Raw genomic sequence first — 19,746 nt, forward strand, 5'->3', positions numbered from 1 at the left:
ATGCCCACGATTCTCGGCCAGAACCAGTACGGCAAGGCGGAGAACCGCGTCGTCAAGATCACGCGGGACGGCGACACGCACCACATCAAGGATCTCAACGTCTCCGTCTCCCTCAGCGGTGATCTGGACGACGTGCACTACTCGGGCTCCAACGCCCATGTGCTGCCGACCGACACCACGAAGAACACCTGCTTCGCGTTCGCCAAGGAGCACGGCATCGAGTCCGCCGAGGCGTACGGCATCCTGCTGGCCCGGCACTTCGTGGAGAACACCGAGCCGATCCACACGGCGCGCATCCGCATCGAGGAGTTCGCCTGGGAGCGCATCGAGACCTCCGACGCCAACTCGAAGTTCATCGGCGCCGACGAGGTCAGGCACTCCTTCGTCCGCAAGGGCCAGGAGATACGCACCGCGCAGATCACCTACGACGGCGAGAGCGTCGAGGTGCTCTCCGGGCTGAAGGGCCTGACGGTCCTCAACTCCACCAACTCCGAGTTCTGGGGCTACATCAAGGACCGCTACACCACGCTCCAGGAGGACTACGACCGCATCCTCGCCACCGAGGTCAGCGCCTGGTGGCGGTACGGCTTCAGCGGTGCCGAGGGTGAGCGCACGCCCAACTGGGACAAGTCCTACGCGCAGGCCAAAAAGCACATGCTGCACGCCTTCGCCGAGACCTACTCGCTCTCGCTCCAGCAGACGCTGTACCAGATGGGTTCGCGCGTCATCAACAGCCGGCCCGAGATCGACGAGATCCGGTTCTCGATGCCGAACAAGCACCACTTCAAGGTGGACCTGTCGCCCTTCGACATCAAGAACGAGGCGGCGGACGGGGCGGTCTACTACGCCGCCGACCGCCCGTACGGCCTGATCGAGGCGACGGTTCTCCGCGACGGGGCCACCCCCCGCATCCCCGTTGACATGACCAACCTCTGACACACCCGCCCGCCGCTTCCCGCATCCGGGGGCCACCGCCCCCGGACCCCGGCCTTCGTCCGCCGGCCCGGCTTCCCGGGCCGGGCGGCGGAGAGGGCCGCGTCCGATCCCTGCGGACCGCGGCTCCGGACAGCACTCCGGAGCCGGGAAGAGCCCGGCGGGACCGCAAACCCCCCGATCGAGGACCTCATGGCCGACACCGGCATACCCACAGGCCGCACAGTCGTCGAGAAGTGCGCCATCGCGACGGTCGACGCGGAGGACACCGAGTACGCGACGGGCCACCTCGTCGTCAACGGCAACCGGATCGAATCCCTCGGCCCGGGGGACGCCCCCGGGGACCTGGAGAACGTCACGCGCCGCGTCGACGGGACGGGACACCTGCTCACCCCGGGCCTGGTCAACACCCACCACCACTTCTCCCAGTGGCTCACCCGGGGCCTGGCCCAGGACTCCTCCCTCTTCGACTGGCTGGTCGCCCTCTACCCGACGTGGGCGCGCATCGACGAGGAGATGGTCCACGCGGCGGCCCGCGCCTCCCTGGGCATGATGGCGCGCGGCGGTGTGACCACGGCGATGGACCACCACTACGTCTTCCCGCGCGGGGCCGGTGACCTGCTGGGCGCCGGGATCCGCGCCGCCGCCGAACTGGGCGTCCGCTTCACCGCGGCGCGCGGGTCGATGGACCTCGGCGAGTCGGACGGCGGGCTGCCCCCGGACTTCGCGGTCGAGACCCTTCAGGGCGCGCTCGCCGCGACCGAGAAGGCCATCGACGCCTACCACGACGCCTCGTTCGGCTCGATGCTGCACATCGCCGTCGCGCCCTGCTCCCCCTTCTCCGTCTCCACCGAACTGATGCGCCAGTCGGCCGAGCTGGCCCGTCGCAAGGGCGTACGGCTGCACACGCACGGCTCGGAGACGGCGGAGGAGGAGACGTTCTGCCACGAGCGGTTCGGCATGGGCCCGACCGACTACTTCGCGTCCGTGGGCTGGCTGGGCGAGGACGTGTGGATGGCGCACTGCGTCCACATGACCGACGAGGACATCGCCGCCTTCGCCCGCACCGGGACCGGCGCCGCGCACTGCCCCTCGTCCAACGCCCGGCTGGCCGCGGGCATCGCCCGGGTCCCGGACATGCTGGCGGCGGGCGTACCGGTCGGCCTCGGTGTGGACGGCACCGCCTCCAACGAGTCGGGCGAGCTGCACACCGAGCTGCGCAACGCGCTGCTGGTCAGCCGCCTCGGCCCGCACAAGCAGGACGCGCTCACCGTGCGCCAGGCCCTGCGGCTGGGCACCTACGGCGGTGCCCGGGTGCTGGGCCGCGCCCAGGAGACGGGCTCGCTGGAGGCGGGCAAGCTCGCCGACGTCGTGCTGTGGAAGCTCGACGGGATCGGGCACTCCTCGATCGCCGACCCGGTCGCCGCACTCGTCCTGGGAGCGGCGGCCCCGGTCACCCTGTCCCTCGTGGGCGGCGTACCGGTCGTCGAGGACGGGCGGCTGGTCCGCGCGGACGAGGACGAGATCGCGCGGGGCGCGCGGGACGAGGCCAGGCGCCTCGCCCGGCTCGCCGCGGGCGCCGGCTGACCGGGCCGGCCCCGACGACACGGGCCCCACCCCCGGCCCGTGAGCACCGCACCGCGGCCTCGGGCCGCCACAGGACACCGGCCGGGAGGGACGGCTCCCGGCCGGTTCACCCCACCCGGCTCCGGACACCTTGGCCCCTGTCATGCTCCGGACATACCGCACGGGCGCACCGCACCACCTCGTACACCGCGGCACCGCGCCGCACAGCCACCCCATCCCCAGCACCACCTTGCAGACCGCACCACCTCCGGAAACCGCGTGCCGCACGGCGCCGTAAACAACAGGAGGACCCCGTGGCCGAGACGCCCAGGTTCACCACGCAAGGAAAGACGGCGGACAGCAGTGGGGACGTACCGGGCCAGGGCTCGCAGGGCCCCGCCAGGAAGCACCCGGTCGACCAGGGCATGCCGCCCCTCAAGCTGTTCACCACCGGCCTCCAGCACGTCGCCGCCATGTACGCGGGGGTCGTCGCGCCTCCGCTGGTCATCGGTGCCGCCGTCGGACTGTCCCCCACCGAACTCACCTTCCTGACCGGTGCCAGCCTCTTCATGGCGGGCATCGCCACCCTGCTCCAGACGCTCGGCGTCTGGAAGATCGGGGCACGGCTCCCCTTCGTCAACGGGGTCACCTTCGCGACCGTCGCGCCGATGCTGGCGATCAACAAATCGGCGGGCCCCGAGGACGCGCTGCCGGTGATCTTCGGCGCGACCATGGTCGCCGCCGCGCTCGGCTTCCTGATCGCCCCGCTCTTCTGCAAACTCGTCCGCTTCTTCCCGCCGGTCGTCACCGGCAGCGTCATCACCCTGATCGGCGTCTCGCTGATGCCCGTGGCCTTCAACTGGGCCCAGGGCGGCAACGCGAAGGACCCCCACTACGGCGACTTCAGCAACATCGGCATGGCCGGCGTCACGCTGCTGATCGTGCTGCTGCTGCGGCGGTTCACCACCGGCTTCCTGAAGCAGATCGCGGTGCTGATCGGCCTCGTGATCGGCACACTGATCGCGATACCCGTCGGCATCGCGGACTTCACCGCCGTCAAGGAGGCCGACGTCGTCGGCTTCCCCACGCCCTTCCACTTCGGCGCACCGCAGTTCGCCGTGGCGGCGATCGTCTCCATGTGCGTCGTGATGCTGGTGTCGATGACCGAGTCGACGGCCGACATGCTGGCGCTGGGCGAGGTCGTGGACCGCCCCGCCGACGAGAAGACCATCGCCGCCGGACTGCGCGCCGACACCCTCGGCTCCTTCGTCAGCCCCTTCTTCAACGGCTTCCTGTGCAGCGCCTTCGCACAGAACATCGGACTGGTGGCCATGACCCGCATCCGCAGCCGGTTCGTGGTCGCCACCGGCGGCGGGATCCTCATCCTCCTCGGCCTGTGCCCCCTGGCCGCCGGACTGATCGCCTCCGTACCGCAGCCGGTGCTCGGCGGAGCCGGTGTCGTCCTGTTCGGTTCGGTGGCCGCCAGCGGCATCCAGACGCTCATCAAGGCCGACCTCGGCAAGGACAACAACGTGCTGATCGTCGGCACCGCGCTGGCCGTCGGGATCATCCCCATCGCGGCGCCCGAGTTCTACCACGCGTTCCCGGAGAGCGCGAAGATCATCCTGGACTCCGGGATCTCGACCGGATGCGTGACCGCCGTCCTCCTCAACCTCGTCTTCAACCACCTGGGCACCTCCCGCCGCGACGAGGAAGTGGTGGCCCACCCCATGGAACCCGGCGAGGGCATCCCGCACCCCCGGGACCCCGACCACGCCCCGGCGTAGCGCCAAGGCCCGCTCCCGCGGCCCGGCACACCCGGCATCCGGCGGTGCCGGACCCCGCCTCGCTCCGAGGCCGGTCCGGCACCGCCGCTCGCGACGCAGGGGCCGCCGGCGCTCGCGGCGGGCGGCGACCGTGTCAGCCCTCGACGGCCTGCCAGAAGTGGGCGAGGACGTCCTCCAGGAAGGCGCGCCCGGCGTCCCGGGAGGACGCCGAGGCCGGCTGCCCCCAGCCCAGGGAGGCCGCGGTCGTGGACTGGTAGGCGGCGTGCAGCGCGCGCAGCCCCTCCTCCACGTACTGCCGGGACAGCGGCACCAGCGCGCAGACGGGTCCCGTGTACGCCTGCCAGCGCGTGGTCGCGGCCTTGCGCAGGAGCCGGGCCAACTCCTCGTCCCGCCCGGTGAACTCCACCAGCGCGGGCACCGGCAGCCGCAGCACCTCGCCCAGTGCGTCGGCCTGCCGCGCGTCACCCGTCCAGACACCGGTGTCCTCGACCCGCGCGTACGCCTCGGGCGCCATCCCGATGCCGAGCGCGACATCGGCCCGGGACATCCCGCGCGCCATCCGGTACTCGCGCAGTGTCCCGGGGCTGCCCATCAGGTCGGAGGGGGAGCACCACAGGGCGCCGGCGAGCGCGGCGAGCAGCCGCTCGTCCGGGGCGGCGACGCCCGCCTCCCACGCCGCGACGGTGCGCGCGTCGGCCTCCATGCCGTACGCGGCACGTATCCCGTAGGCCACGTCCTCCGGGGACAGCCGCAGCCCCTCGCGCAGCCGGCGCGCGGCCGTGCCGTCGAACGAACTCCCCGCCTGTCCCCGTGACGTGCCGTAGTGCATCGGCACACGGTACGGAGGCCGGTAGCGGACTGCCTACCGTCTGTTCGCCCGAAGCCCGGGATCGTAGGAAGCTCCATCGGGACGGCACTCACCGGGCGCCCTCGGCACGCGCTGGTCCGCCGGCTGGAGGCGGACCGGATCGTCCGCCGGGAGGAGCCCTACGAGGGAGCCGTGCGCCGCGTCGCCTACCGCCTCACGCCTCTGGGCGTCTCCCTCGACGACAGGCCGGCCCCGCTCGGCGCCTGGGGCAGGGAGCACCTGCCGGGCGGCAGCTCCGCACCGAGGCGGCGGCAGCCCGGCACTGAACGGCGCCCGGCACGTGAACGGCGCCCCTGTGCCGGGGCCCTCGTCGTACGCGAGGGCCCCGGCACGGCCCTGCCCCACAGGGGCGCCGCCGGGGTTCCGGCCGGCCGGGTTCAGGCCGTGCGGTGGTCGAACCGGGCCGTGGCGGTCAGCAGGCGGCTCAGGTCGGCGCCCGGCGCGTACTCCACCGGCTCCGCGCCCGCCGTGAACAGCCGGGCGCCGGACGCGACGCCGCCCAGCTCCAGCGCCTCGCCCGTACGCCGCAGCCAGGTGCCCTCCCGCAGCCCGAGGACGGGCACGTCGTTCTCCTCCAGGAACTGGGTCAGCCGCTCCTCGCGGGTCTCGCCCATGTGGGCGCTGGCCGGGTCCGGGTCCAGGTAGTGCGGGTTGATCTGGAAGGGGACGAGCCCCAGCGCGTCGAAGGACGCCGGCTGCACGATGGGCATGTCGTTGGTCGTCCGCAGCGTGGGGCAGGCCATGTTGGTGCCCGCGCTCGACCCCATGTAGGGCACGCCGTCCTCGCGCACCCGCTGGGCGATCGCCGTGACCAGGCCCCGCTCCTGGAGCGACTTGAGCAGCCGGAAGCTGTTGCCCCCGCCGATGAAGACCGCCTGCGCACCGGACACCAGGGCACGCGGGTCCCCGGCGGTGTGCACGCCGCGCACCCGTACCCCGAGCCCGTCCATGAACGCCGCGACCTTCGCGGTGTAGCCGTCGTGGTCGGCCAGCGCGTACGGGACGAACAGCAGCTCGCGCACGCCGGCGAGATGGCCGGCGATCACCTCCCGGGCGTGGTCGAGGTAACCCCGGCCGGGGGCGGAGGAGTTGGAGAGCAGCAGCAGTTTCATGGGCGTTCAGCCTTTCTGGATCTCGGGTTGCGGGCCCGGGAGGCGGGCCCGGCCGACTCGGTGCGGGGCATGCGCCGGGCGGCGTGCGCCGTGGTGGCCCGCGCCGTGGTGGCCCGCGCCGTGGTGGCCCGCGCCGCGACGGCGCACGCCGTGGCGGGGTGCGCGGGCGCGGTCAGGAGCGGGCCGTCTCACCGCGCCGTCCCCGCACCCGGCGCGGGGTGAGCAGTTCGCCGAGGCCCTCCGCGGCGGAGCGCAGCGGGACCAGCAACTCCTGCTGCTTCCCGGCGAGGTGCGCGTGCGGGCCGACGAGGGTGAGGGAGCCGACCGGCTGAGCGCGTACCAGCACGGGTACCGCGAGGCCGGCCGTCGCCGGGTCGTACTCGCCCTCGGAGTAGGCGAAGCCGTCCGCCGGCACCCGGCACATCAGCTCCTCCAGCTCCGCCGGGTCGGTGACGGTCAGCTCGCTGAAGCGGGCCATGGGGCGCCCGTAGAGGAGGGCGGCGCGTGCGCCGGGGGTGAGCATGCCGAAGTAGGCGCGCGAGGTCGCGCCCGCGTGGCCCGGGTACAGCTCGTCGGCCAGCCGGTAGGCGCGCAGCGGGCCCAGGGTGCCGTCGGCCGAGTCGACGCAGCGCAGGTGCGCCCCGTCGGGCACGGCGAACAGCGCGGTCACCCCGCTCACGGCGGCCAGCTCCCGCAGGGCGGGCCGGACGAGGGCCGCCATTCCGCCGTGCCGCTCCCAGGCGGTGGCCATGTGCCAGACGGCGGGGCCCAGCCGGTAGCGCCGGGTGACGGCGTCCGACACCAGGAAGCCCCGGTGCGCGAGGGAGGCCAGCAGGCGCTGGGTGACCGACTTGTCCCAGCCGAACTCGGCGGACAGGTCGGTCACGCCCCACTCCTCCCGGTCATGGGTGAAGGCGAGCAGGACCTGCAGGGCGCGGTCCGCGGTCTGGAGCGGTGCTCCTCGATCGGTGGTCACGCCGTTCACTCTACCGGTAGTCGATCCGGCTTCTCGCATATAGGGAAAAGGTTGCTCTCACAGGTTCGGGGGAGCAACCTTGCCGCAATCACCGCATCAACTGCACCAATCGCACCAACCGCACCACCAGTACCAAGGAGCCCCCGGTGCTCAAGCACGTACTCGACGTCATCGAACTCCTCGACCGGCCCCAGGCCGACGGGCACAGCCTCGCCGCGCACCTGCGCCGCGTGCTCGACCGCGCGGTGGAGGAGGCGGGCCATCCCGACCCGGCCGCCGTGACCGGACAGGTCGGCATCACCGTGACCCGCGTCGAGGGCGCGAAGGGCGGCACCGACTTCGTCAAGGTCGTCGTCCCGGGCAGCGCCGGAGCCCGCTCGGGCGGCGAGGCGCCCACGCTCGGGATCCTCGGCCGCCTCGGCGGCGTCGGCGCCCGCCCCGAGCGCACCGGCATCGTCTCGGACGCGGACGGCGCCGTGGCGGCGCTGGCGGCGGCGGCCAAGCTGCTCGACATGTACGGCCGCGGCGACGTGCTCCGGGGCGACGTCATCCTCAGCACCCACGTGTGCCCCGACGCGCCGACCCGGCCGCACGACCCGGTGCCGTTCATGGACTCGCCGGTCTCCATCCTCGACTGCAACCGCGAGGAGATCGACGCGGCCATGGACGCCGTCGTCTCCATCGACACCACCAAGGGCAACCGGCTCCTCAACCACCGGGGCGTCGCCCTCTCGCCCACGGTCAAGGAGGGCTGGATCCTGCGGGTCAGCGACGACCTGCTCGGCCTGCTGGAGACCGTCACCGGCGAGGACGCGCATGTGCTGCCGATCACCACGCAGGACATCACCCCGTACGGCAACGGCGTCCACCACATCAACTCGATCATGCAGCCGTGCGTGGCGACCTCAGCCCCGGTGGTCGGCCTCGCCCTGACCACCGGACCCGCCGTCGCCGGCTGCGCTACCGGGGCCAGCCACGAGACCGACATCGCCGCGGCGGGTCGGTTCGCCGTCGAGGCCGCGAAGGAGTACGGACGAGGGGCGGTCCGCTTCCACGACCAGGACGAGTTCGCCCGTCTCGTGGACCTCTACGGCCCCATGACCCGCCTGCAGTCGACCGAGGGAGCGACCGAGGACTGACCCCGTCCCGGTGCGGCCACCCTCCCCGCCGCGTACGGGCGACCGGCGCCGCCCCCCGGGCGGCACCGGCCCGCCCTCCGCACCACCCACGCACCGCATGCGCACCCGGAAAGACAGATCCGCATGAGCACCTCCCCACCGGCCCCCGCCCCCGAGAGGGCACCGGCCCACCCCAGAGCCCTGGAACCGGTCACCCTCGTGGTGACCGTCCTCCTCTCCGTGCTGGGAGCCGTGATCGGCCTCGTCCTGATCACCACCCTCGGCATCGCGCCGAACACCTCGGTGATCGGCGCGCTCATCGCCATGCTCATCGGCCGCGTCTCCTTCGCCGCACTGGCGCGGATGCGCGACCCGCAGCGGCAGAACCTCGTCCAGTCCGCGATCTCCGGCTCCACCTTCGCCGCGGCCAACTCGCTGGTCACCCCGATCGCGGTGCCGTTCCTGCTGGGCCGGCCCGGACTGGTGTGGCCGATGCTGGGCGGCGCCGTCATCGGCCTGGCCGTGGACAGCTGGGTCCTCTACCGGGTCTTCGACTCGCGGCTGCTGCCCGCGAGCGCCGCGTGGCCCGCGGGCATCGCCGCCGCCGAGACGATCAAGGCGGGTGACGAGGGCGGCCGCAAGGCCAAGCTGCTCGGCCTCAGCGCGGTCGTCGGCTTCGTCGGCTCCCTCTTCAAGCTCCCCATGAGCGCGGCGGGCGTCGCGTTCCTCGGCAACATCTGGGCGCTCCTGATGTTCGGCGTCGGCCTGCTGGTGGCGCAGTACGCGCCCGGGCTGTTCGACGTGGACCTGGCGGCCGACCATGTGCCGCACGGGGTGATGATCGGCGCCGGGCTCGTCGCCCTGGTGCAGGCGGTGCTGCTGATGCGGGACCGCAAGGGAGCCGGACGCGGAGGGAAGCGCGGGGCGGGGCAGCCCCGGCCGGCGGACCGCGAGGACGGGCCCGCGCCCGCCCCGGCCTCCGGCGCGGCCGGTCAGGACGGCACGGCCGCCGGGTCCGCGTTCGCTCCCGGGACCCGGACGGTGGACACGCGGCGCCTGCGCCGCGGACTGCTGGAAGGGCTCGCCCTCTTCCTCGTCGGCGCCATGCTCATCGCCCTGACCGGCGGCGTCGTCTCGGACATGGGCGGCATCGGACTCGTCGGCTGGGTGCTGCTCGCCGGGGTGGCCGCCCTGGTGCACCAGCTGATCGTGGGACTGGCGGCCATGCACTCGGGCTGGTTCCCGGCCTTCGCCGTCACCCTCATCTTCCTGATCCTCGGCCTCGTCCTGGGCATCCCGATGGTGCCGCTGGCTCTGCTGGTCGGCTACGCCGCCTCGACCGGGCCCGCGTTCGCCGACGTCGGCTTCGACTTCAAGGCCGGGTGGCTGCTGCGCAAGGGCGCACTGCCGTGGCAGCCCTACGAGATGGCCGGGCGGCGCCAGCAGTACATCGCGCAGCTCGTCGGCTTCGCGGTCGCCATCCTGGTCGTCGTCGTCACCTGGAAGCCGTTCTTCGAGGACGGCCGGGTGCCGCCGGTCGCCCAGGTGTACGTGGACACCATCAAGGCCGGACTCACCGACAGCCACGCCCTCACGATGATGGCGCTGTGGGCGATCCCCGGGGCGCTGATCCAGCTCCTCGGCGGCTCCTCGCGCCAGATGGGCGTCCTGCTGGCGACCGGCCTGCTCGTCGCCACCCCGCAGGCGGGCTGGCTGGTGCTCGCGGCCCTCGCCGTGCGGATCGGCTACTCCCGCTGGAAGACGCGGGGCGGCCGGGCGGCCGAGGACACCCAGCCGCAGACCGACGCGGACAACGACCTGGCGCTGGTGGGCGCGGGCCTGGTGGCGGGCAGCTCGCTCAACGACGTCAGTCAGATCTACAAGGCGGTGTGACCGTGGAGGCGGACGTGGACAGGGACGGGAACGCGGGGGCGGGCGGGAGCGCCGACGCGGGGGCGGACGTGCACACGGGCGAGGACGCGGGCGTGGACGCGGGCCCGGGCGTCGCCGCGGGCCCGGGTCCCGACGTGGCGGCGGCCGGCCCCACCGGGCTCGGGCTGGTCACCATCGGGCAGGCGCCCCGCACCGACCTCGCCGGGGACATCGCGCCCCACCTGGGCGGGCTGTGCCCGTACGAGCACGGCGCCCTGGACGACGACGTGTTCGACGGGGCGGAGGGCGACCGCACCCGCGCCGCCCTCGCCCCCGCCGCGGACGAGGCCCCGCTCGTCTCCCGGCTGCGCGACGGCACCTCCGTCGTCCTCGGCCACGACGCGCTGGCCCCCCGCATCCGGCGGGCCGTCGCCCGCTGCGAGGCGGACGGCGCGACGGCGACGCTGCTGCTGTGCACCGGCAACTTCCCCGAGGTACCGGCGGCCCGCCCCCTCCTGTACGCCGAACCACTGGTCCAGCACGGCGTGCGGGCCCTGGTCGGTGCCGACCCGGTGGGCATCGTCTGCCCGCTCCCGGCGCAGGCCGCCGACGTGGCCCACCGCTGGTCGAAGCTGCTGCCGGGCCCGGTACGCGCCGAGCCCGCCGACCCCTACGCCGACGACGCCCACGAGCGGACCGCCTCGGCCGCGCGCCGCCTGGCCGCCTCGGGCTGCCGCTGGCTCGTCCTCGACTGCATCGGCTACACCGAGTCGATGCGCCGCACGGCCGCCACCGCGGCGGACCGCCCCGTGCTCCTGGCCCGCGCCCTGGCCGTCCGCCTGGCGGCGGAGGCCGCGGCAGCCGCGGGGGCGTCAGGGGCACCCGGTCATCCGGCCGGTGCGGCGCACGGCGCCTGAACGAGCCGGCGTACGGCGCCGCGACGGTCCCCGCCGCACGGGACCGGCAAGACCTGTCCGGTCCGCGTCCGCGTCCTGCGTCCCAGGCTGCGGGTCCCGGTCCGCGGACCGCCGCCCTCCGGGCCCGGGGCCCCTTCTATCCTGCGGGGATGATCCGTACCGCACTCCCCGAGGACATCCCCCAGCTCCACGCGATGATCCGCGAGCTGGCCGAGTACGAGCGGGCGCTGGAGGAGGCCCGCGCCACGCCGGAGCAGTTGCGTGAGGCACTGTTCGGCGAGCAGCCGGCTGCCTTCGCGCACATCGCCGAGGACGGGGAGGGGAACGTCGTCGGCTTCGCGCTCTGGTTCCTCAACTTCTCCACCTGGCGCGGGGTGCACGGCATCTACCTGGAGGACCTGTACGTCCGGCCCGCGGCCCGCGGCGGCGGGTACGGCAAGGCGCTGCTGACCGAGCTGGCCCGGCTGTGCGTGAAGCGCGGCTACGAGCGCCTCGAATGGTCCGTCCTCACCTGGAACGCGCCCTCGATCGCCTTCTACGAGTCGCTCGGCGCCCGCCCGCAGGACGCGTGGACGGTCTACCGCCTCACCGGCGAAGCGCTCAAGGCGCTGGGGGCCTGATCCCGCGAGCCCCGCCCGGCCGGTGCCGGCACGTCGCGGTACCGGCCCCGCCCGCCCCTGCCCGCAGTGTGCCCCGTATGCCCGTTATGCTGCGCTTTGCGTCGACGCCGGTGCGTGGACGGAGCAGCCAGGAAAGGGGCGCGGGGCGTGGCCGGAGCCGAGGAACCGGGAGAGCCGGACAACCGGGAGCTGCCGGACGACCCGCGCGACTGCGCGCGCGCCGTCCGCGCCGGAGGCACCCCGTGAGCGCCGGGGCCGCGCCGGAACCGGAGGCCGGGCGGCGCGGATTCACCTTCCCCAGCGCGCTGACGGTCCTCGCCCTCGTCACCCTCCTCGTCTGGGTGATCGCCTTCTTCGTCCCCTCCGGCAGCTATGAGCGCGACGCCGACGGGGCGCCCCGGCAGGGCACCTACCGGCGCGAGCCGTCCGGGCTCGGCTTCACCGACCGGCTCAACGAACTGTTCCTCTCGCCGGTCAACGGGCTCTACGGCGTCCAGGACACCAGGACCGGACGGGTCGCCCCCGACGCGACCGGCGAGCTGTACGGCGCCGCCGGGGTGTTCCTCTTCGTCCTGGCCATCGGCGCCTTCCTCACCGTCGTGTTCGCCACCGGCGCCCTGGACCGCGGCATCGGCCGCCTCGCGCACCGGCTGCGCGACCGCGGCGCCCTGCTGATCACCGGTGTCATGCTGATCTTCTCGCTGCTGGGCACCGTGGAGGGCTTCGCGGAGGAGACGCTGGGCTTCTACGGACTGATCGTGCCGCTGATGCTCGCCCTCGGCTACGACCGGATGGTGGCCACCGGCAGCATCATCCTCGGCGCCGGGACCGGCGTGCTGTGCTCGACGGTCAACCCGTTCGCCACCGGCGTCGCCTCCTCCGCGGCCGACATCTCCCTCGGTGACGGCATCGCCCTGCGCGCCGCGATGTGGCTCGTGCTGACCGCCGTCACCATCGGCTACGTCCTCCGGTACGCGCGCCGGGTGCGGGCCCGCCCCGAGCGGTCCCTGTCCGGCTACCTGCCCGGCGACCGCGAACAGGCCGCCGTACGCGACGACGCGGGCGAACCGCCGCCGCTGACCGGCATGCACAAGGCGGTGCTGGTGACGGTGGTCCTGGTCTTCGCCTTCATGATCTTCTCGGTGATCCCGTGGGCCGGCGCACTGACCGGGGAGTCCGACGCCGCGCCGTACGGCTGGGAACTGGGCTGGTCCTTCCCGCAGCTGGCCGCGCTGTTCCTGTGCGCCTCGATCCTCGTGGGGCTGCTGACGCGCATGGGGGAGCAGCGGTTCACTCAGACGTTCGTCGGGGGCGTCGGCGACTTCGTCTCGCCCGCACTGGTGATCGTCCTGGCCCGCGGTGTGACGACCCTCATGAACAACGCCAAGGTCACCGACACCGTGCTGCACTCCATCGAGGGCGCCGTCACCGGCGCGCCCTCCACGCTGTTCGGTCTGATGGTCTTCGTCGTCAACCTGCCCCTGGCCTTCCTCATCCCCTCCACCTCGGGACACGCCACCCTGGCCATGCCGATCCTGGCCCCGCTCGCCGACTTCGCGGGCGTCTCCCGCGCGCTGGTCGTCACCGCCTGGCAGGCCGCCAGCGGCTGGATGAACCTGTGGGTTCCCACCACCGCCGTCATCATGGGCGGGATCTCCCTGGCCCGGGTCGGCTACGACCGGTACCTGCGCTTCGCGGCCCCGCTGCTGGGCCTGCTCGCCCTGCTGATCGCCGGGTTCATCGCACTGGGCGCCGTGCTGACGTGACCAGGCGTGAGGTTTGGGCCTGCGGTGGGTGGGCAGCGGACGAACCGGAGAACGGGGACGCACGAAGGGGGACGTGACCATGACGGTCACCTTGGGCGAAGAAGTCACACTGCTGTCGGTGGACGACGAATCCGGCGCCGTCAAGGACCGCCACAGCGCCGGCTGGGCCGTGGCCGGCGGCACCCTGCTGGAGCTGGCACTGGCCGGCCGCGTGGCGGTCGATGACGGCCGGCTCACCGTGACCGACCCCACCCCCACCGGCGACCCGCTCCTGGACGGGCGCCTGGCCCAGCTCACCGACTGGACGGCACGGCACAGCAAGGCCGAGGTCGGCGACTGGCTCGCCAAGGACCAGGCCAAGGCGTTCGACGCGGCGGTGGACCGCCTGGTCGACCGGGGCGTGCTCACCGAGCGGAAGCACCGGGTGCTCGGCATCTTCCCCGGCCGCCGCTACCCCGAGGCGGACGGCTCGGCGGAACGGGCGCTGCGGCACCGCCTGGAGGACGTCGTCCTCCACGGCGCCGACCCCGACGCCCGCACCACCGGCCTGATCGCCCTGCTCCACGCCACCGGCCTGCACGGTGCCGCTTTCCCCGACGTCCCCCGCGACCGGGTGGCCCCCCGCATGGAGGCCCTCGCGGAGGGCCAGTGGGTCGCGGCCGACGTCCACCAGGCCCTCCAGGACATGCAGGCGGTCCTGGCAGCACTCGTCGTCACCACAACGGTCGCCACGACAATCACCACCACGACCACCTGACCCACCCGCCCCCACCGCGACGGCGCGGGGCGCCCCCTGTGCGCGACGGCGCGGGGCGCCCTTCCCGCCGCGACGGCGCTCAGCCACGACGCACATGCCCGGCGGTGCCGAACCCGCCGTCCGGGCGGCGGAGCCGGCGGCAGCCGGGGTCGTGGCGTACCGGGTCCGCCGCCGCGGAAAGGGGCGGAGCCCCCCCCCGCGGGGGTCAGCGTTCGCAGAAGCGGGCGGTGCGCAGGGCGCCGCCCGCGTTCTCGTCGTCGGTGCCGAGTACGCCCTGACGGGAGTCGGGCAGGCAGGCGAGGGCCTCGATCTTGTGGCCGGCGAAGGTGCCGAGGACCTCGGGGTGCTTGCTCACCCGCAGGGAGACCGCTCCCGAGCGGCTGAACTCCAGGGAGCCGGCGCGGAAGACGGCGGAGTCGAAGGGCCCGTCGTCACCCGGGTCCGACGCGGAGCCGACCAGCAGCGAACCGGAGTCGGTGATCTTCAGGTCGGAGGTGTGCCGCACGTCCTCGGCCGGGTAGGGCGCCCGCAGTTGCCGCTTGGTGACGGTGCCGAAGGCGGTGCGGCCGGCCCGGAGGGAGACCCGCGCGGAGTACAGCGTCGCGGGGCGGTCGTCCTGGCCGCGGTCCGCCCAGACGGCCGCGAGCCTCCCGTGGCGGGAGGTGAGCGCGAAGCCCTCGAAGTTGTCGCCCTCTCCGATCCCGGGCAGGGTGAAAGTGTCGCGGACGTGGGCGGCGCCGCCGTCCACGTCGATGCGGTATCCGGCACCGGCGCTGGCCAGGGCGACGTACGAGCCGGGGTGCCCCGGCACCCGGTCGAGGGCCTCCAGGTCCACGGGCTCGCCGCCGCCCTTCCAGGCGAGGGGTTTCACGGCGAGCCCGCTGCCGGGCCGGTGGGTGACGGAGGCCAGCCGGTTCTCGCCGGGCTTCTTGCTGTCCCGCACGATGAGGGCGTCGTAGCCGTCGCCGTGCCGTCCGGTGGTCACCATGCCGCTGACGCCGGAGGTCATACCCGTGCCGGTGGAAACCCAGCCGTGGTGCGGGGCGGCCGGGTCGGGTGCCGAGGGGGTGGTGGCCTGTGCGGGGGCGGCGAGGGCCGCCCCGGCGGCCAGCGCGGCGGCTCCGGCGGCGCAGGCGCGTATCAGCGGCGTGCGGTGCATGAGGTCTTCCTCCCGGTGGTGCGAGGTCGTCGGCGCGTCACCGCGAGGGACGCGCGTCGACGCGCATCGGCGGGACGCCGGCCGCCGGGAGGCACCGACGCCACCACCGATCATCATTTCGTCAACATAGTGGGACGGGGGGTGGCGGGGCCGCCGACACGGCCCCGCCACCCCCCGGCGTCGCCTGTGCGGACTCAGCCGCGCAGCAGCTCGTAGGCGGGTGTGGTCAGGAAGTCCTCGTACGTCTCGTCGAGGGCGACCCGCAGCAGCAGGTCGTGGGCCTGCTGCCAGTTGCCCGCGGCGAACGCCTCCTCGCCCAGCTCCTGGCGGATCGCGGCGAGTTCGTCCGCGGCGACCTGGCGGGCCAGAGCGGCGGTCACCTTCTGCCCGGTGTCCAGCACGACGCCCGCGTTGACCCACTGCCAGATCTGGGAGCGGGAGATCTCCGCGGTCGCCGCGTCCTCCATCAGGTTGAAGATGGCGACGGCGCCCAGCCCGCGCAGCCACGCCTCGATGTACCGGATGCCGACCTGCACGGCGTTGCGCAGGCCCTCGAACGTCGGGCGGGCGTCCAGCGAGTCGACGGCGAGGAGGTCGGCGGCCTTCACCTCGACGTCCTCGCGCAGCCGCTCCTTCTGGTGCGGGCGGTCACCGAGAACCGCGTCGAAGGACGCCTTGGCGATGGGCACCAGGTCCGGGTGCGCCACCCAGGACCCGTCGAAGCCGTCGGCGGCCTCCCGGTCCTTGTCGGCCCGCACCTTCTCGAAGGCGGTCTCGTTGACCTCCGGGTCCTTGCGGGAGGGGATGAAGGCGGCCATTCCGCCGATCGCGTGGGCTCCGCGCTTGTGGCAGGTGCGCACGAGCAGTTCGGTGTAGGCGCGCATGAACGGCGCGGTCATCGTCACCGCGTTGCGGTCCGGCAGGACGAAGCGGGAGCCGGCGTCGCGGAAGTTCTTGACGAGGGAGAAGAGGTAGTCCCAGCGGCCCGCGTTCAGCCCGGCGGCGTGCTCGCGCAGCTCGTAGAGGATCTCCTCCATCTCGAAGGCGGCGGTGATGGTCTCGATCAGGACGGTGGCGCGGACGGTGCCCCGGGGGATGCCGCAGTAGTCCTGTGCGAAGACGAACACCTCGTTCCACAGCCGCGCCTCGAGGTGCGACTCGGTCTTGGGGAGGTAGAAGTAGGGGCCCTTGCCCAGGTCGATGAGCCGCTGGGCGTTGTGGAAGAAGTACAGCCCGAAGTCCACCAGTGCGCCGGGGACGGGCCTGCCGTCGCAGACCAGGTGCCGCTCGTCCATGTGCCAGCCGCGCGGCCGCACCACGACGGTGGCCAGTTCCTCGGCGGGCCGCAGGGCGTAGCTCTTGCCGGTGCGCTCGTCGGTGAAGTCGATGCGCCGCTCGTAGGCGTCGGTCAGGTTGAGCTGACCGCCGATCACGTTCTCCCAGGTGGGCGCGGAGGCGTCCTCGAAGTCGGCGAGCCACACCTTCGCCCCGGAGTTGAGGGCGTTGATGGTCATCTTGCGGTCGGTGGGGCCGGTGATCTCCACCCTGCGGTCCAGCAGTGCGGGCGGGCAGTCGGCGACCCGCCAGTCGCCCTCGCGCACGTGGGCCGTCTCGGGCAGGAAGTCGAGGGCGGCGGTGCGTGCGATCTCGGCGCGCTTCTCGGCCCGCCGTGCGAGCAGTTCGTCACGGCGCGGGGTGAACTCGCGGTGCAGCGCGGCGACGAACTCCAGCGCGGCGCCGGTCAGCACCTCGTCCTGCCTCGCGGGCCGCTGCCCGGGGTCGACGCCGACGATTTCCAGCGGAGAGGGCGCTGGTGCGGACATGGTGGGTCACTCCTTCAGACAGCGTGATGTGCGGCCGCCGGGCTCGTGCGGGATGCGGGGCGGCACGGGGTGCCGCGTGCCGCGCCGGGCGCGCGGAACGCGGGCAGGGGCGCCTTCGGGACAGGAAGGCGCTTCTGATCAGTGGAGATTAGTTTCCTCATAGTGGAACTTCAAGAGTTTGTTGACGTCGAGACATCTCTCACCCCGATCCACCCCCGGAACGCCCTCCTCCGCTGACCCCGGGTGCCACCCCTTCCCCGGGTCATGCGGGCCGCGGGGCGACGGTTGCGGGCGCCGGACGGTGGGGCCGCCTCCTGCTCCTGCCGGGTCAGCGCAGGCGGCGCAGGTCCTCGGGGGTGTCGATGTCGGCGGGGTCGGACAGGTCGGCGCACTCCACGAGGGTCAACCGCGAAGCCCGCGCGCGGAGATAGGCGCGCGCCCCCGCGTCCCCCTGGGCGCTGTCGGCCACACCGCTCCAGTGGTCGGCGCCCAGCAGTACGGGGTGGCCGCGGCGTCCGTCGTACGCCGCCGCGACGAGAGCCGCGGGGGAGTGGCAGGCGTCGCGTACCCGGGCGACCGCGCCTGCGCCGATGCCCGGCTGGTCCACCAGCAGGACCAGGACGGCGGCGGCCCCGGACGCCGCGACCGCCCGCAGGCCGGCTCGCAGCGAACCGCCCATCCCCTCCGCCCAGTCCGGGTTGTCCACCTGGACGCACCCGGGCAGCCGGGCCTGTCGGCGCACCCGGTCACGCGCGGCCCCCAGGACCACGTACACCGGATCGCAGCCGCCCGCCCGCAGGACGCCGGCCGCGTGCTCCACCAGCGGACGCCCGCGGTAGGGCAGCAGGGCCTTGGGCCTCCCGCCCAGCCGCCGTCCGCCGCCTGCGGCCAGCAGCAGTCCGGCGACGGAGGGGGCCGCGCCCTCCCGCTCCGCGCACGGGTGCGGGGAGCGGGGCCGGCCGTCCGGTGTCCGCCCGCCAGGTGTCATAGGGCCATGGTGACCGCGCGGATACCGCCTGAGGGGGATCCGGGCCCGCTCCCGTCTCCTCCTTGGGGATGATCACCGCAACGGCATCCCCGAAATCTTGCGTTCCGTGTGGCGCCACACGCGGAGAGTGGCGTTTACTGTCAAAATCTCCGAGCTGTCCACGCGCTTCTCGGAGGAATGGCACTCCCGGGCCGGGCGCGGCGCGGGAACGTCCCATGTGGGGGGAGAACGTGCAGAGCGAGACGATGGGGCAGTGGGGAGCCGTGGCCGCCGGACACGAGACCGGCGGCGATCCGAGGGTGGCGGCGCTGGGGCGCGCCGTGCGCCGGATGCGGCGCGAACTGGACGCCTACCCGGCCGACCTGCGCGACCGCCGGGAGGCGGAGCGCGAACTCGACGTACTGGCCGCGACGGTGCACTCCGGCGCACCCGCGCCGGAGGAGCTGCGGCACTCCCTGCTGCTGCTCGCCGCCGCGGTGGGTTCCGTCAGCGCCCTCGCGCCGCCGCTGGCGGCCGTCCGGGAGGCCGTCGAACTCTTCGGCACCGCCCCGCGCGCCACCCACTGAGCACCGCCCCGGTACTGTCTGGTCGTCTTGCAGCGACCGACGAGGAAACCGGGGGCAGAGGTACATGGCTGACGGGGCGACAGCAGCCGGTGGCGCGGCGGCGGAGGTCTTCTTGCCGCTCGGGCAGGACGATCCGGCCACGGTCGCCGGATACCGGCTCGCGGCACGGCTCGGCTCCGGAGGCATGGGCAAGGTCTACCTCTCGTACACCCCCGGTGGCCGGCCCGTCGCCCTCAAGGTGATCCGCCCCGAGTTCAGCGAGGACCCGGAGTTCCGGCGCCGCTTCCAGCAGGAGGTGGCCGCCGCCGAGCGCGTGCAGGGGCTGTGCACCGCGCCCGTGATCGACAGCGACACCGAGGGGCCGCGGCCCTGGCTGGCCACCGCCTATGTGCCGGGCCCCTCGCTCGCCGAGGCGGTGGGCGGGCACGGTCCGCTGCCCGTCTCCACCGTGCTGTTCCTGGCCGCGGGGGTCGCGGAGGCCCTCCAGTCCATCCACAAGGCGGGCATCGTCCACCGGGACCTGAAGCCCTCCAACGTGCTGCTCGCCGACGACGGGCCGCGCGTCATCGACTTCGGCATCGCCCGCGCCGCCGACGCCACCTCGCTCACCAGCAGCGGTGTCACCGTCGGTACCCCCTCGTTCATGGCGCCCGAACAGGCCGCGGGGGAGGCCGTCACCGAGGCCACCGACCTCTTCGCGCTCGGGCAGCTCACGGCGTACGCGGCCCTGGGCACCCCCGCCTTCGGCGAGGGCACCTCGCACGCGGTGCTCTACCGCATCGTCCACGACGAGCCCCGCCTCGACGGACTCCCGGGCGAGCTGCGGGAGTTGGTGACCCGCTGCCTGGCCAAGGACCCCGGTGACCGGCCCGGCACCACCGAGATCCTCCGGCTGTGCCGGACCGCTTCCGGCGAGAC

The 19,746-nt window shown here is 73.6% G+C and carries 17 protein-coding genes and 1 pseudogene; 12 read left to right on the forward strand and 6 right to left on the reverse strand.

Annotated elements, in window-relative coordinates:
• From pucL to FM076_RS26385, 3 genes are all read left to right on the forward strand, one after another.
• Positions 1–936 (forward strand): factor-independent urate hydroxylase, encoded by a 936-nt coding sequence (pucL, locus tag FM076_RS26375; RefSeq protein WP_173873394.1) that lies wholly within the window; start codon positions 1–3, stop codon positions 934–936.
• 189 nt (positions 937–1,125) lie between these two features.
• Positions 1,126–2,520: an 8-oxoguanine deaminase gene (locus tag FM076_RS26380; protein ID WP_173873395.1), complete on the forward strand. Its 1,395-nt coding sequence runs from the start codon at positions 1,126–1,128 to the stop codon at positions 2,518–2,520.
• A 293-nt stretch (positions 2,521–2,813) separates the two neighbouring features.
• Complete coding sequence (locus FM076_RS26385; RefSeq protein ID WP_173873396.1) at positions 2,814–4,286, forward strand: solute carrier family 23 protein; 1,473 nt, start codon at positions 2,814–2,816, stop codon at positions 4,284–4,286.
• A 133-nt stretch (positions 4,287–4,419) separates the two neighbouring features.
• Here the strand turns inward: FM076_RS26385 and FM076_RS26390 are convergent, their stop codons facing one another.
• Positions 4,420–5,115, reverse strand: coding sequence for a helix-turn-helix domain-containing protein (locus FM076_RS26390; protein ID WP_173873397.1), 696 nt, complete (start codon positions 5,113–5,115; stop codon positions 4,420–4,422).
• On the opposite strand from FM076_RS26390, the pseudogene FM076_RS35100 reads away from it, so the two are divergent.
• Positions 5,110–5,364 (forward strand): annotated as a pseudogene (locus tag FM076_RS35100) (hypothetical protein); the annotation flags it as partial. The gene FM076_RS26390 and the pseudogene FM076_RS35100 sit on opposite strands and share 6 nt — an antisense overlap.
• A gap of 167 nt (positions 5,365–5,531) precedes the next feature.
• Here the strand turns inward: FM076_RS35100 and pepE are convergent.
• Positions 5,532–6,266, reverse strand: a complete 735-nt coding sequence (gene pepE, locus FM076_RS26400) for a dipeptidase PepE (RefSeq protein ID WP_173873398.1) — start codon at positions 6,264–6,266, stop codon at positions 5,532–5,534.
• Positions 6,267–6,438: 172 nt separating this feature from the next.
• Positions 6,439–7,242, reverse strand: coding sequence for a helix-turn-helix domain-containing protein (locus FM076_RS26405; RefSeq protein ID WP_173873399.1), 804 nt, complete (start codon positions 7,240–7,242; stop codon positions 6,439–6,441).
• Between the two features lie 146 nt (positions 7,243–7,388).
• Here FM076_RS26405 and FM076_RS26410 point away from each other — a divergent pair, with 146 nt between their 5' ends.
• From FM076_RS26410 to FM076_RS26435, 6 genes are all read left to right on the forward strand, one after another.
• Positions 7,389–8,381, forward strand: coding sequence for a DUF1177 family protein (locus tag FM076_RS26410; RefSeq protein ID WP_173873400.1), 993 nt, complete (start codon positions 7,389–7,391; stop codon positions 8,379–8,381).
• A 123-nt stretch (positions 8,382–8,504) separates the two neighbouring features.
• Positions 8,505–10,253, forward strand: coding sequence for an OPT/YSL family transporter (locus FM076_RS26415; RefSeq protein WP_173873401.1), 1,749 nt, complete (start codon positions 8,505–8,507; stop codon positions 10,251–10,253).
• 14 nt (positions 10,254–10,267) lie between these two features.
• The gene (locus tag FM076_RS26420; protein ID WP_345945240.1) at positions 10,268–11,149 is read left to right on the forward strand and encodes an AroM family protein; all 882 of its coding nucleotides are present in this window, start codon (positions 10,268–10,270) and stop codon (positions 11,147–11,149) included.
• A gap of 149 nt (positions 11,150–11,298) precedes the next feature.
• Entirely contained in the window at positions 11,299–11,769 is a 471-nt protein-coding gene (locus tag FM076_RS26425; protein ID WP_173873402.1) for a GNAT family N-acetyltransferase, read from the forward strand.
• 242 nt (positions 11,770–12,011) lie between these two features.
• Positions 12,012–13,535 carry a YfcC family protein gene (locus tag FM076_RS26430; protein ID WP_345945241.1) on the forward strand — a complete coding sequence of 508 codons (1,524 nt, stop codon included), beginning with the start codon at positions 12,012–12,014 and terminating at the stop codon, positions 13,533–13,535.
• A gap of 79 nt (positions 13,536–13,614) precedes the next feature.
• Positions 13,615–14,292 carry a GOLPH3/VPS74 family protein gene (locus tag FM076_RS26435; protein WP_173873404.1) on the forward strand — a complete coding sequence of 226 codons (678 nt, stop codon included), beginning with the start codon at positions 13,615–13,617 and terminating at the stop codon, positions 14,290–14,292.
• A 205-nt stretch (positions 14,293–14,497) separates the two neighbouring features.
• On the opposite strand, the gene FM076_RS26440 is transcribed toward FM076_RS26435, so the two are convergent.
• The 3 genes from FM076_RS26440 to FM076_RS26450 all read right to left on the reverse strand — a co-directional run bounded on the left by FM076_RS26440 (position 14,498) and on the right by FM076_RS26450 (position 18,262).
• Positions 14,498–15,451 (reverse strand): hypothetical protein, encoded by a 954-nt coding sequence (locus FM076_RS26440; RefSeq protein ID WP_173873405.1) that lies wholly within the window; start codon positions 15,449–15,451, stop codon positions 14,498–14,500.
• Positions 15,452–15,645: 194 nt separating this feature from the next.
• Positions 15,646–17,274 carry a malate synthase A gene (gene aceB, locus FM076_RS26445; protein ID WP_173873406.1) on the reverse strand — a complete coding sequence of 543 codons (1,629 nt, stop codon included), beginning with the start codon at positions 17,272–17,274 and terminating at the stop codon, positions 15,646–15,648.
• A gap of 328 nt (positions 17,275–17,602) precedes the next feature.
• Positions 17,603–18,262 carry a nucleotidyltransferase family protein gene (locus FM076_RS26450; protein WP_173873407.1) on the reverse strand — a complete coding sequence of 220 codons (660 nt, stop codon included), beginning with the start codon at positions 18,260–18,262 and terminating at the stop codon, positions 17,603–17,605.
• A gap of 215 nt (positions 18,263–18,477) precedes the next feature.
• On the opposite strand from FM076_RS26450, the gene FM076_RS26455 reads away from it, so the two are divergent.
• Entirely contained in the window at positions 18,478–18,828 is a 351-nt protein-coding gene (locus tag FM076_RS26455; RefSeq protein WP_243274644.1) for a DUF5955 family protein, read from the forward strand.
• Between the two features lie 64 nt (positions 18,829–18,892).
• Positions 18,893–19,746: serine/threonine-protein kinase (locus FM076_RS26460; protein ID WP_173875024.1), on the forward strand; the 854-nt coding region annotated here is incomplete at its 3' end.

It is taken from the genome of Streptomyces albus subsp. chlorinus (genome assembly GCF_013302895.1).
In the GTDB taxonomy this organism is placed as follows: Bacteria; Actinomycetota; Actinomycetes; order Streptomycetales; family Streptomycetaceae; genus Streptomyces; species Streptomyces chlorinus.